A 13,302-nucleotide genomic window follows, 5' to 3' on the forward strand; every position below is an offset into this window, starting at 1 on the left:
TCCTGGAAACGATGTCGATTCATCAAGGTTGGGAAGCGGACAGATGATTACTTCCTATGCCCAGAATTTCGAAGATGTCATGCTCTGGCGTGCGCTGTCGCACATCGATAGCGGCTTTTACATCGATATCGGCGCCCAGGACCCGCTGGTCGATTCCGTCAGCCTGGCGTTCTACGAGCACGGATGGCGCGGCGTTCATGTCGAGCCGACGGCCCGCTATGCCGATGCGCTGCGAGCTCATCGGCCCGACGAAACGGTGATCCAGGCTGCGGTTGCGGCCCGGTCGGGCATGCTGAACTTCTTCGAGATCGTCGGGACCGGCATTTCGACGGCCGATCCGGTGATTGCCGAAGGGCATAGAGCGCGCGGCTTCGAGCTGACCGAGATTGTCGTGCCCGCAGTATCGCTGGCGGAAATCTTCGCGATGTATGCCGGCCGCGAGGTGCACTGGCTCAAGATCGACGTCGAGGGTTTTGAATTATCGGTACTGCAGAGTTGGGCAGACTCGCCGGCTCGTCCCTGGATCGTGGTGGTCGAAAGCACGCTGCCGCTCACGCAAACGCTCAGTCACGATAAATGGGAGGCACAGCTCCTGGAGCGCGGTTACGAGCCGGTCTATTTTGACGGGCTGAATCGTTTCTACGTGTGCGCGGAACATCCCGAGTTGCGTGCGGCATTTGACGCGCCACCCAACTTATTCGATGGGTTCCGTCTGAGTGGGACGGCCAGTGCGCCGTTTCACGCCCTGTTGCATGAGCGCATTCAGCAAACCTCCGAGCAGATGCAGAAGACCCTGCAGTTGCGCGAGACGGAACTGCGCGACGAAGCGGCTGCACAGACGAGCGAACTGCGAGGGCAGCTTGCCACGGCACGGCTGCGGGAAAATGCGGCGCTGGAGTCGCTTTCCGAGGTGGCCGGCCAGCTTCGCCAGGCCTTCGGGGCGGTGTCGTCGGCCGATGGCGCGGGACGGCACGATGATCGGCTGATCGACGAACTGGATCGTTTCCAGCGCCTTCATTCGCGCGAAAGGGACGCGTATCGCGACGACGACCGCTTGATGGCCGAACATCTCGAGACCTTGCGTGCCGAGTGTGGGCGGCTGATCAGGATGGGTGCGGCCCACGACGCGGCATTGGCCGATGCGCTGCGCGATGCCGAGGCGGCCACTTCGCGCGAATCCTCCGCCTTGCGCGAAACTCGCGAGCAGATGTTGCGGCAGCAGCAGGACCATCGAGCCGAATTGGCGCTGCAGGCGGCGCACGCCGAGCGGCGCGAGGCCGTGGCGGCCGCGCTTCATGCGCAGGCGCTCGAGCGTGCCGCCGCCGAGTTGCATGAGGCACGGGCCGCGCGGCGCACCGCCGAGCAGCGCCACGACGAGCAGCGACGGCAGCTTTCGGCGCGCCTGCGTTTGATCCGGCGCCGTAATCGAATGCTGCGGCAGTTCGCCTTGAAGCGCGAGCGTCAACTCGAAAATGAACTGCTCGATGTGAGTCGACGCCATGAGGCCACGCTGCGCGTCAATGCAATCGAATCCAGCGCACGCGAGTCCCGGCTCGTCATCGAGCTCGAGTCGGCACGGCGCGAATTCGAGAGCAAAGCTCGCGAGTGGAGCGAAAGCAAACAACAGATGAGCCATGAACTGGCGGGTTTGCGAGCGCTTCTGGAAACGGAGCGTCGCGACTTCACGCAACGCGACGCCCAAGCGTTCGAGCGAATTCTCGACATCGAAGGCCGTTATGCGAGGGCGGATGCAAAAGCCGTTGAATTGTACGGCGTGATCGAGGACATCCGGCAGTCGTTTAGCTGGAAGATCATGGCGCCGTTGCGTGCCGTGTTCGACAAAAGGCTTGCTGCCGACGTCACGGCGCTCGTCACGGGCGCCGCTGCCGACCGTGGTGCCCGGTCCGACGAAAATGCGTCCTGCCCCATGCAAGGCCGGTTGTCGAATGGCTCGACGGCGGAAAATCAATCTCCTGCATCTACGGAACGAAACATGAGCGATAGTTTGAACCGAGCCCTGAGGGAAAATGGGGAAGTGCCGCGCAGCGGTCCACACCGGTTACGTGATTTCATGGCCGTCGATGATGCGGGGTTCGTGGTCCTGGCTTACCGTGTACTTCTGCGTCGCGATCCCGATCCCAGCGGTTTCGACCATTTCCTCGGACGTGCCCGGCGCGGCGATTCGCGCGTCCGGATTCTCGAGGCGATTGCCCAGTCCGACGAAGGCAAGATCAACAAGGTCACGGTGATCGGCCTGAACTCCGCGGTGTCGCGGCTCAAGATCGCGGCGTTTCCCGTGATCGGCCCGATCTTCGGCAAGATCTGGGGATACGACGAGCAGCGCGAACTCGCCAGCTGGCGCTTCGCGTCGATCGATGCGCGCCTGGAGTCGATCGCGGCCAATCAGGCTGCCTTGCTGGCGACCCACGAGCGCAAGACGGCCGACATTCAGGCCTCGATCACGGCGCTGTCGGCGCGCTTCGATGCACTCAGCGCCTATCTTTCGACTTCCCACGCCGTCGCATCCGACGTCACGTCCGGGTCCGCCGAAAATCGCGATCTGCCGGCCGGCCTTGCCGCAGGCGTGCCCGGCGATACGTCGCCGAAGTCGGTGCATGCTGCTCCGGTGGTCCTGACCGAGCCGGATGCGCGACAGGTGATGCACAGCCTGAGCGCCCTGGTCGGGGCATCCCTCGAGGCTCGCATGCTGGCTGCGCGCTAAGCCTCTGCTCCGATCGATCGCTGTCACCGCAAGGCGGCCATCCCCACGAGATAATTTCGAGATTATTCGGTCATGCAAAAATCGTCCGTGATGTTCGATACCAATTTTTCCGGCAGGATTCTGCAACTTACCGAAGCCTTGGACTTCGGCGACGCCGTTTCCAATCAGGTCGTCGCACTCGATCAGATGTTCAGGGGGCTGGGCCTGCGATCGCAGATCTACAGCAAATGGCATCACAAGAGCGTCGGACCGTACCGCAAGAATCTCGAAGAACTGGATATTCAGGATAACGACGTACTGATCATTCATTTCGCCGGGTATTCCGAGCACGTCATGCAGGCTTATCACACCAAGCGCTGCACCAAGATCTGCGTGTATCACAACATCACGCCGCATACCTTCTTCGAGAAGGGTACCGATCTGCACAAGTTCTGCCTGATGGGGCGTGAGCAGTTGCGTGAAATCGTTCCGAGCTTCGATTACTTCTGGGGCGACAGCGAGTACAACCTGCAGGAGATCATCGACCTGGGCGTGTCCCCCGACCGATGCAGCCTGGTTCCGATCATCGTCGATGCGCCGGAGTCTGCCGCGGCCGTGCGTGCCTCCCGCAATCGCGAGCCTGGCCACTGGCTGTTCCTGGGGCGCGTGGCGGCCAACAAGGGGCAGGTCGACCTGGTGCAGATGTTCGCCGAGATGCACGAATCGTCGCCGCAGGTCGCGGCGCGCCTGTCGCTCGTGGGAGGCTTCAATCCTCAGGATCCCTACTACCAGAAGCTGCTCGCCACGATCAAGAAGCACAAGGTCGAACATCTCGTGGACATCACCGGCAAGGTGCCCGACGAGGCGATCAGCAGCTACTTCGGCAAGGCCTTCGTGTATGTCTCGCTGAGCCGCCACGAAGGGTTCGGCGTCCCGCTCATCGAGGCGACGCTGCATGGCCTGCCGGTGGTTGGCCTGCACAATACCGCGATCGGCGAGACGCTCGGGGTGAAGGACAATCCGCTCGATTCGATCGGCAAGCTCAAAGCCGAGATCGCGCGCCTGGCGAAGGATGAGGCGGCGTATCGGAACCTGGTCGAGTTCCAGCGCCGCAATACCGAGCGCTTCACCTCCGCGGCGGTGCGCACACACGTCGTCGACGCGCTGCGCAAGGTGCTGCCTGAGGCCAAGCAGTTCGCGACCGTCTCGATCATCATCTGCACCTACAATCGCGGCGATTTGCTCGAGCGTTGCCTCGACTACCTGCAGTACCAAACGAATCAGAATTTCGAGGTGGTGGTGGTCAACGGTCCGTCGGATGACGGTACCGACGCGGTGCTCGAACGCTACAAGGATCGCATCAAGATCGGCCGCAATCCGCAGCGCAACCTTGCCATCTCGCGAAATATCGGCATCGATCTCGCCGATGGCGACCTGCTGGCCTTCATCGACGACGACGCGCTGCCGTTCGATGACTGGGTGGAGGGGCTGCTCGAGGAGTTCAACCGCCGGCCGCTGACGCTCGGCGCGCTTGGTGGCCCGGCCTACTATGCCGGTACCCTGCGCTATCAGTCGGAGGACATCGGCATCAACAAGTTCGCCGAGGCAAAGGTCAATATCGATTCGCGAGAGATCGGCGAGAACGGTTGGGAGCGTTCGCTACTCGGCACCAACACCTGTTTCAGTGCCGCGGCGGTGCGCGCGGTCAATGGCTTCGACGAGCAGTTCGATTATTTCCTCGACGAATCCGAGCTGTGCTTCCGGATGCGCAAGGCGGGCTACCTGATCGCCTACCGGCCGGACCTCCATCTGCGGCACGAATTTGCGCAGAGCCATAACCGGGGCGGCCGCTACAACTACAACTGGTTCACAATTTGCAAGAATACCGCCTATTTCATTGCCGCCTACTCCGGCTTGAAGGGGGCGGAACTGAAGAAATATCTCGATCAGCGCATGCAGTCGGAGCGCATCGCGCCGCTGGCGGCGGCACAGCAGGCAGGCGAGATCGGTAGCGACGAATACGACCGGTACCTCAAGGCAATTCGGTCGGGTGTCCAGCAAGGGCTGAAGGATGCTGCGGATTTTCCGAAGACGCGCACGCTGAAAAAGGGCATCGGACGATTCGAGGTGTTCACCGGCGCGGCCGGCTACCCGCTGGTCGGCTGCGACACGCCGCGGCTGCATATTTGCATCGTGACGAAGGAGTTTCCCCCGTATTCCGGCAGCGGCGGTATCGGAACGTTGTACTATCATCTCGCCAGCGAGCTGCTGCTGATGGGGCACCACGTCACGGTAGTGACGCCGGGCAGCAGCGACTTCGTCTACCGGTGCGGCCGCTTCTCGGTCCGGTATGCGCTGCCGGTCGCCAATGTTACCGACACGCTCGGATCGACCGGCTTCGTGAACAACCTCCACTGGGGGTTGACGGCGCTGCGGGCGGTCGCCGAACTCCATGCCGAGCACCGAATCGACGTCATCGAATCGGCCTTGTGGGACACCGAGGCCCTGCCGATCGCGCTGCTGCCCAAGCACGAGCGGCCGCCCGTGGTGGTCCGGCTGGTCACGCCTTTCCCGGTCGCCGCGCGCCTGAACGGCTGGCAGCTACCCCCGCGCGAGGCAGACCTGTTCGTGACCGGTGAAGCGACCTTGATCGAACATGCCGATCTGGTCGTGCCGATCAGCGAGTCGATCGCCAAAACGATCGAGGCCGAGCATGGCGTCACGCGCGACGCGCGCTGGCAGCATTCTCATTGCGGCATCGCCTACTGGCCCTTCTTCGATGCGCAGAAAGGTTATTCGGCACTCGAGGACAGCGCCGGCAAGCCGCTGAAGATCTCGGAGGACATGAAGTTCGTCCTGTTCGTCGGTCGCCTGGAGGGCCGCAAGGGAGTCGGCACCTTGCTCGATGCCGCCAAGCGCTTCCTGGCCGACGATACGGACGCTCATCTGGTCCTGGTCGGACGCGATATCGAGAACTGGACGGAACGCGCCAAGGACTTGCTCGGCGCATCGCTGATGCAGCGCGTGCATTTCCTTGGCCAGGTGGACGACCAACTTCGCGAAAAGCTGCTGCATGCCGCCCATTGCGTGGCTTTCCCGTCGCAGTACGAGTCATTCGGGCTCGTGCCGCTGGAGGCCTTCGTGCACGGCAAGCCGGTGATCGCCTCGCGGGCGGGTGCCATTCCGGAGGTGGTGGGAGATGGGCAGTCGGGCTTGCTGTTCGAAGCCGGCAATGCGGCCGAGCTGGCCGACCAGGTGCTGCGCGTCCTGACCGACAAGACCCTGCATGCCCGCCTGTCGAACGGCGCCAGGGAGCAGATTCGCAAGTTCAGCTCGAGGAATTCGGCAATTCGCGCAGTGAATGCCTATATTGCCCTCAAGCGAGAGCGCGAGGATGCGCGCGGCGCGCATGAAACTACCGAATCCGCCGTCAAAGTTTAATTTTCATTCGAGGAAGGAAGTTCGTGAAAAAAGCGATCATTACCGGCATCACCGGCCAGGACGGCGCTTATCTCGCCCAGCTGCTGCTGGAGAAGGGCTATACCGTCTATGGTACGTATCGCCGAACCAGTTCGGTCAACTTCTGGCGTATCGCCGAAATCGGTGTCGAGCATCATCCGAACCTGCACCTCGTCGAGTACGATCTCACCGACCTGAGCTCGAGTATCCGCCTGTTGCAAAGCACGGGTGCCACGGAAGTCTATAACCTCGCGGCGCAGAGCTTCGTCGGTGTCTCGTTCGACCAGCCGGTGACGACCGCGGAAATCACCGGCATCGGCCCCCTGAACCTGCTCGAAGCCATTCGCATCGTCAATCCCGCGATTCGCTTCTATCAGGCCAGCACGTCGGAAATGTTCGGCAAGGTGCAAACGATCCCGCAGGTCGAAAGCACGCCCTTCTATCCGCGTAGCCCGTATGGCGTGGCGAAGCTGTATGCCCACTGGATGACGATCAATTACCGCGAAAGCTACGATATCTTCGGCTGCAGCGGCATCCTGTTCAACCATGAATCGCCGCTGCGCGGTCGCGAGTTCGTGACGCGCAAGATCACCGACACCATCGCCAAGATCCGGCTCGGCAAGGCCGACGTGCTGGAACTCGGCAATCTCGATGCCAAGCGCGACTGGGGCTACGCCAAGGAGTACGTGGAAGGCATGTGGCGGATGCTGCAGGCAGACCGGGCCGATACCTATGTGCTTGCCACCAATCGGACCGAGACGGTGCGGGATTTCGTTGCGATGGCCGCACGCGCGGCCGGCTTCGAGCTCGCCTGGCAAGGCAGCGGCCTGCAGGAGGTCGGTGTCGATACGGCCAGCGGCAAGGCGATCGTGAAGATCAATCCGAAGTTCCATCGCCCGGCCGAGGTCGACCTGCTGATCGGCGATCCGGCCAAGGCGCGAGCCGAACTTGGCTGGGAGCCCGCGACCACGCTGGAAGCCCTTTGCCAGATGATGGTGGAAGCGGATATTCGCCGCAATGAAACCGGATTTTCATTCTGACCGATGACGAAAGTACTCATCACGGGAATCGGCGGATTCACCGGCCGCCATCTCGCGCGTGAGCTGGAAGGGCGCGGCTGCGAGGTGGAGGGGCTGGTCCATCGGCCGGTTGCCGGATTGGCATGGCCGGCCCATGTCTGCGATCTACTCGATCGCGAAGCCATGGGCGCGCTGATGGCGGCATGCCGTCCGGACGTGGTGATTCATCTGGCTGCGATCGCCTTCGTCGCGCATGGTGACGTCGGGGCGGTCTACCAGACGAACATCATGGGGACGCGCAACCTGCTCGATGCGATCACATCGGCCGGCTGCCAGCCGCGTGCGGTGCTGGTCGCCAGCAGCGCCAACGTCTATGGCAACACCGATCGCGGCGTGATCGACGAGTCGGTGCCGCCGAATCCCGCAAACGACTACGCCATCAGCAAACTTGCGACGGAGCGCGTGGCGGCGCTCTGGAGCGATCGTTTGCCGATCACGATCGTGCGCCCGTTCAATTACACCGGGCCAGGACAGGCCGCCAATTTTGTGCTGCCGAAGATCGTCGAGGGCTTCCGTAGCCGTTCGCCGGTGCTCGAGCTCGGAAACCTGAACGTGATCCGCGATTTCTCCGATGTTCGGATGGTGGTGCGGGCCTACGCCGACCTGATTGCCGGCACCTGGGCGGGCGAAACCTTCAATGTTTGTTCGGGCAACGGGTATTCGCTGCAGGATATTCTGCAGATGATGCGGTCACTCACGCAGCACGATCCCGAGATCCGCGTGAATCCGAATTTCGTGCGGGCCAATGAGGTCCATCGCTTGATCGGCGACAATCGTCGCCTTACCGCGGCGATTGGCTGCCTCGATATCGTGCCCTTGCAGGAGACCCTGGCTTGGATGCTGGAGAGCGGGCGGTGAAAGTCGCGTTTGCGGTTGACGCGATCGTGCCGCCTTTGACTGGAATCGGGCGCTACGCCTGGGAGCTTGCCTGGCATTTCACGCACTTCGACGAGCCCTTGCAGTCCTTGCGTTTCTTCTTCGGGGACGAGCCGATCGAAGACCCGTCGTGGGTCATCAGCGGCGATGCGGAAAAGGGGCGGCGGCGTCCGCGCTGGCTGCCCAGGTCGGTCACCTCGACGCGCCGCTTCCGGGGGCTGCGGATGCGGCATCGCCTGCGCGGCCACCTGTTTCACTCGCCGAACTATTTCCTTCCCTATCCCGTCGAGCGTGGGATCGTCACGATTCATGATCTATCGGTTTTCCGATTTCCGGAAACCCATCCCGTTGAGCGCCTGAAGCACTTCGAGCGGAGTTTCGACTCGACGCTGCGCCGCGCCTCGCATCTGCTCACCGATTCCGAGGCGATTCGGCATGAGGTGGCCGCCTATTTCGGTTGGCCGCTGGATCGGATCACGGCCGTGCCGCTCGGCGTGCGACCGGAGTTCCGGCCGCGTGGCGCCGAGGAGCTTTCGATGCCGCTGGCCCAATACGGCCTGGTGCCGGGCGGATATGCCCTGAGCGTATCGACGCTCGAACCGAGGAAGCGCATCGACCGGCTGATGGCGGCCTATGCCGAGTTGCCGGCCGCATTGCGAGAGCGCTATCCGCTCGTCCTGGCGGGCGGTGCGGGGTGGTTGAGCGAAGCCTTGCATGGCGCGATCGCCAGCGCGGAGCAGGAGGGCTGGCTGCGCTATCTCGGCTTCGTTCCGGAGCCACTGCTTCCCGTGCTGTATGCGGGTGCTCGCGCCTTCTTCATGCCGTCCAAGTACGAGGGTTTCGGACTTCCGGTCCTGGAGGCGCTGGCCAGCGGCGTACCCACGCTGACCTCGAATACGTCGTCGCTGCCCGAGGTGGCAGGCGGTGCCGCCTGGCTTGTCGAGCCCGACGACCACGAGGCCCTGCGGGCCGGCATCGAGCACGTGCTGAGCGACTCGGCCTGGCGCGACGAGGCATCGCGTCTCGGGCTCCGCGTGGCCGGCGCGGCGACCTGGCGGCGATGCGCGCAGCGCACGCTTGAAACCTATCGCCGGGTAGCGCAGTCATGACCGTGCGTCGAGCCGGCTGATCAGCGACTTCAGCTGTATCGCGCTTTCATGCCAGCTCAGTGTCTTGATCGCCCCGCTGTCGGGCGCGGTGCCGGCAGCGATCGCCTCGAGCCATTGCTGCAGGCGCGGCGCCAGTTCGGCCGCCGTAACCGAGGAGAAGTAGCTGGCGTGGTCGCCGGCGATCTCGCGGAATACCGGTAGATCGCGCAGGAGTAGCGGCAGGCGCTGGGCGGCGGCCTCGATGATCGGCAGACCGAAGCCTTCGCCCTCGGAGGCCAGAATCAATCCATCGCTGCTTTCGTAGAGCCGGGCAAGCTCGGCGTCGCCGGCGCCCGCCAGCCAGTGCAGTCGCTTGCCGGATTCGGGATGCGCCGCGAGTCTGGCGGTCAGCGCCTCGACGGCCCAGCCGGCGCGGCCGACGATCGACAGCGAGGCCTGGCAACCGTCGCGCCACAACCGCTCGAATGCATCGATGACCAGCGCATGTCCCTTGCGAGGTTCGATGGTCCCGACCATCAGAATGCGCGGCGCTCCGGCAGGGCACGGCGTGATGTCGTCCGCCGTCGCCTGCCCGGCGCCCTGTCTTGCGGCGAGTTCGGCACCGAGGTGAAACCATCCGGTGGGAATCGCCGCCAATCGCGGTTGGCGCCGCGTTTGTTCGGCCACCGTGGCCGAGATGCAGAACAGGGCGTCCGCGTGGATTGCCAGCATCGTCAGCCAGCGTTCGAACGACTGGACCGCGCGTGGCGTAAACCAGGCCGGGTGCAAGGCCGGCAACATGTCGTAGACGACGAAGGCGAAGCGCACCCCCGCCGCGTGCCAGCCCAGGAAATCCGCTTGCCTGGCCGGCGAGATGCGGCTGGTCAGGTCGAGGCCGAGGAATAAATCGCCAGGACGGACTTGGACGGGGGGATCGTCGTCGCCGATGGGGGCGCCGGTCATCGTCTCCAGGTAGCGGTCAGCATAGACATACGGGCGTTTGCGGGTTGCCCGGATCGCGCGGACCGTATAGCCGGCGGGCGGTGTCTCCAGCAGTTCGGCCAGCAGCGAGCGGACCACGCGCTGAATGCCGGTTCCCGCATCTTGTGCGGCGATGATCGAGACGTCGACCAGGAGTTGACGCGGTTGTCGCGATGCTTGGCGGGCGGCTTCGGAACGCAGCGTGGCGATCGCCTTGCGCGCTGCGCCCGCCAGGGGGAGGCCCCACCGGGTTGCGGCATGCTGCAGTAGTGCTGCGCGCCAATTCTTCAGGCCTGGCATGGAGCGCGGAAAACGTCAGCCATTCTGCTGATAGAACGCGTAGGCGTCATCGACCTCGTCGAAGCTGTGCAGGTGGCCCTGGACCAGCACGGCGGCGCGATGGCAATGCTCACGGATGTAGCCGGCATCGTGGCTCACGATGATCAGCGAGCGGTCGGCGCGTCGCACGAACAATTCGTGGTGGCATTTCGCGTGGAAGCGGTTGTCGCCGACGGCCACGATTTCGTCGATCAGGAAGCAATCGAACTCGATCGCCATCGAAATCGCGAAGGCGAGGCGGGCGCGCATCCCGGCGGAATAGCTCTTGACCGGCTCGTTGAGGTAGTAGCCCAGTTCGGAGAACTCCTGGACGAATGGTTCCGCCTGCTTCGCATCGGCTCCGTAGACGCGACAGATGAAGCGCAGGTTGTCCATGCCCGTCAGGCTGCCCTGAAAGGCGCCGCCGAACGCGAGCGGCCAGGACACGCTCATGCTGCGGTTGATCTTGCCCTTGGTCGGCAGCTCGGCGCCGCTGATCATGCGGATCAGCGTCGACTTGCCCGCGCCGTTGCGCCCCAACACGCCGAGCTTTTCGCCCGGTGCCACGCGCAGGTTGATGTCATTGAGCACCCGGCGTCGGCCCTGCCGGGTGTGGTAGTCCTTGCAGACGCCCTGCAGATCGATCATTCGGGTTCCACCCGTTTGCTGGCGTCGCGCACGAGGAACAGGCCGATCAGCAACAGCACTGAATCGCAGGCGACCATGTAGGGGATGCTGTAGTGCGGCTTGACCAGGGAGCCATAATAGCCGCCGCGCAGCATTTCGGTTCCATGGACCATCGGCAGGTAGAGCACCGCGGCGCGGAATTTTTCAGGAATCCACTCGACCATGAATACCGCGCCCGACAGCGGGAACAGCAGATAGGCGATGGTGTGCCAGACGCGTTCCACGGTTTCGCTGCGCTCGCTCAGGGCGCCGACGATGAGGCCGAGCGAGGTTCCGAAGGCGGCCAGATGAAGCCATCCGCCCAGCACCAGGCTGATGTTCTTCGGCGGATCCATCATGCCGATCGACACGAAAAAGACCGTCAGGAACACGAAGGACATCGTCGCGCCGGAGATCTCCAGAAGCAGCCGCGCGAAGAACAGGTCGATGACGCGCACGTTGCGGTGATAGAGCAGCGCCTGGTTCGGCAGGATGGCCAGGGCGCAACGGCTCGCACAGTTGCGCCATAGCAGCACGGACGAGTAGCCGGTCACCGCGAACGAGGTGATCGAGAGCGTCGTGCCATGGGTGGCGTTGAGGATCGTCCAGAGCGCCAGCACGCCGAGCGTGAACATCATCGGCTCGAAGAAGATCCACAGAAAGCCGACGTTGTGCCGGCCATAGCGTGTCAGAATTTCACGCATCAACAAGGCGCCGACGACCCGGAGCTGAATGCGCAATGACGAGGCGAGAGGCGTGTCGTGATGCACGATGTCCGACCCTCAGTCGTTGTGTTCGCGCACGCCCGCGAGCAGCAACTCGAGGATGCCCCAGGCGATGACGCCGAGCGCGAACACCTCGAGGATGCTCTTCAGGCGCTTCGGTTCGATGGCGACATCGGGCGTGTTCGGCTCGACCAGGCGCTCGAGGTAGAGCTGCTTGCGCTGGGCATCGGCGCGCGCATTCTCCAGCGCTGTCATCGCCGAGGCCAGTTGCTTGTCGGCAAACTGCGAGTCGAGTTGCATGCGCGCATACACGGCGGCCTTGTCGGCCAGCGAGTTCTTGCCCCCGGCGACTCCGCTGGTGGCGGCCGTGATCTGCTTTTCCAGGTTGGCGATATTGGTCTGCAGTACCGGGATCTGCGGATTCTTGGGCGAGATCGACTGGAGCTGGGCCAACTGAGTCTGGGCGGCCAGCATCTGCGTCTGCAGGGCCGTGACCTGCTGGAGCTGCAGTGCCGACTGGCGGTCGGGATCGAACACCGTATAGGTCCTGCGATAGGCCGCCAATGCGCCGGCGGCTTCCTTCGCCTTGGCCGCCGCGACGTCGACTTCGTCCTGGGCGAACTTCACCGAGTCGCTTGCCGCCCTGCGATTCATGCGGTTGATCAGCCGTTCGCTCATTTCCAGCAGGCGTTCGTTGATCTTTTCCGCATCCTCCGCCGTATATGCCCTGACCTGCAGTTTGGCGATCGCCGAGGTCGAGTCGAATTCGATGTCGACGATGCGCTTGCCATAGTATTTCCACAGCGATTCGAAGCTGCCGTCCGGCCAGCGATGGAAACGGCTGATCGGGTCACCATGCTGCGAGTAGGCGTCGACGATGTAGTTGCCGGCGTTCAGCTCGCGCAAGGCATCGCGCGACTCGACGTAGTCGACCACCGCATAGGTATCGTCCTGGGCGCGCGAAAAACCCGTGCCCTGCAGCAGGGCGCCGACCAGGTTGGTCTGCGATTGCTTTTGCGGGCTCCTGACGACGAAGCGCGATTCCGACACGTAGACGTCGGAGGCAATCACGCCGTAATACAGTACGGCGAGCGTGGTGGGCAGCGCGACAGTCAGAAGAAACAGACGATTGACTTTCTTGAGGCGCTGTCCAAGGCTCGGTTTGGTACCGGATGAGGGGGGGAGGTCGCTGCTGGTTACGTTTTCCAACTTTGTTCCGTCACGTTGAGAGGCTGCGTAGTCCGACGAGCGGCGGACACAATTGCCCGCGTCCGCGGGAGGGACGGGCCGGCTTCACTGACTTGCCGAGTGCGGCCGCAGTTTGCAGCAGCCCCGTGCGCTCATCACACCAGGTACCGTGGTGGGTTCGATCGATTGCGTGTCATGCGTTCACCAGAGGCGGTCGATTA

Annotated in this window: 9 protein-coding genes; 5 read left to right on the forward strand and 4 right to left on the reverse strand. The window is 63.4% G+C overall.

The genetic code is table 11. The features are described 5' to 3' along the window. The first annotated feature begins 43 nt into the window (after positions 1-43). The 5 genes from KS03_RS20390 (at position 44) to KS03_RS20410 (ending at position 9,224) form a co-directional block, all read left to right on the forward strand. Positions 44-2,722: an FkbM family methyltransferase gene (locus KS03_RS20390; protein WP_012734736.1), complete on the forward strand. Its 2,679-nt coding sequence runs from the start codon at positions 44-46 to the stop codon at positions 2,720-2,722. A gap of 72 nt (positions 2,723-2,794) precedes the next feature. Beyond that, a complete protein-coding gene (locus tag KS03_RS20395) occupies positions 2,795-6,142 on the forward strand; it encodes a glycosyltransferase (RefSeq protein WP_012734737.1) in 3,348 nt (1,115 codons plus the stop codon). Between the two features lie 23 nt (positions 6,143-6,165). Then, on the forward strand, positions 6,166-7,200 hold the full coding sequence (gene gmd, locus KS03_RS20400) for a GDP-mannose 4,6-dehydratase (RefSeq protein ID WP_012734738.1): 1,035 nt from the start codon (positions 6,166-6,168) through the stop codon (positions 7,198-7,200). A gap of 3 nt (positions 7,201-7,203) precedes the next feature. Continuing rightward, positions 7,204-8,097 (forward strand): NAD-dependent epimerase/dehydratase family protein, encoded by an 894-nt coding sequence (locus tag KS03_RS20405; RefSeq protein ID WP_012734739.1) that lies wholly within the window; start codon positions 7,204-7,206, stop codon positions 8,095-8,097. After that, complete coding sequence (locus KS03_RS20410; protein WP_012734740.1) at positions 8,094-9,224, forward strand: glycosyltransferase family 4 protein; 1,131 nt, start codon at positions 8,094-8,096, stop codon at positions 9,222-9,224. The genes KS03_RS20405 and KS03_RS20410 overlap by 4 nt, the downstream gene beginning before the upstream one ends. On the opposite strand, the gene KS03_RS20415 is transcribed toward KS03_RS20410, so the two are convergent. From KS03_RS20415 to KS03_RS20430, 4 genes are read right to left on the reverse strand one after another with little or no spacing between them, the layout of a single operon-like run. After that, positions 9,219-10,484 carry a glycosyltransferase family 4 protein gene (locus KS03_RS20415; protein WP_012734741.1) on the reverse strand — a complete coding sequence of 422 codons (1,266 nt, stop codon included), beginning with the start codon at positions 10,482-10,484 and terminating at the stop codon, positions 9,219-9,221. The genes KS03_RS20410 and KS03_RS20415 overlap by 6 nt on opposite strands. Positions 10,485-10,499: 15 nt before the next feature. Continuing rightward, a complete protein-coding gene (locus KS03_RS20420; RefSeq protein ID WP_012734742.1) occupies positions 10,500-11,150 on the reverse strand; it encodes an ABC transporter ATP-binding protein in 651 nt (216 codons plus the stop codon). After that, a complete protein-coding gene (locus KS03_RS20425) occupies positions 11,147-11,941 on the reverse strand; it encodes an ABC transporter permease (protein WP_026051347.1) in 795 nt (264 codons plus the stop codon). Before KS03_RS20425 ends, KS03_RS20420 begins: the two co-directional genes overlap by 4 nt. Before the next feature lie 9 nt (positions 11,942-11,950). Beyond that, positions 11,951-13,102: a KpsE/RkpR family capsule polysaccharide export protein gene (locus tag KS03_RS20430; protein WP_012734744.1), complete on the reverse strand. Its 1,152-nt coding sequence runs from the start codon at positions 13,100-13,102 to the stop codon at positions 11,951-11,953. Between the last annotated feature and the right edge of the window lie 200 nt (positions 13,103-13,302).

Source organism: Burkholderia glumae LMG 2196 = ATCC 33617, from assembly GCF_000960995.1.
Lineage (GTDB): Bacteria > Pseudomonadota > Gammaproteobacteria > Burkholderiales > Burkholderiaceae > Burkholderia > Burkholderia glumae.

What these genes read in the sequence shown, in the direction of transcription:
- KS03_RS20390 (WP_012734736.1), top strand. Translation starts at nt 44, where the DNA reads ATGATTACTTCCTATGCCCAGAATTTCGAAGATGTCATGCTCTGGCGT.
- KS03_RS20395 (WP_012734737.1), top strand. Translation starts at nt 2,795, where the DNA reads ATGCAAAAATCGTCCGTGATGTTCGATACCAATTTTTCCGGCAGGATT.
- KS03_RS20405 (WP_012734739.1), top strand. Translation starts at nt 7,204, where the DNA reads ATGACGAAAGTACTCATCACGGGAATCGGCGGATTCACCGGCCGCCAT.
- KS03_RS20415 (WP_012734741.1), bottom strand. Translation starts at nt 10,484, where the DNA reads ATGCCAGGCCTGAAGAATTGGCGCGCAGCACTACTGCAGCATGCCGCA.
- KS03_RS20420 (WP_012734742.1), bottom strand. Translation starts at nt 11,150, where the DNA reads ATGATCGATCTGCAGGGCGTCTGCAAGGACTACCACACCCGGCAGGGC.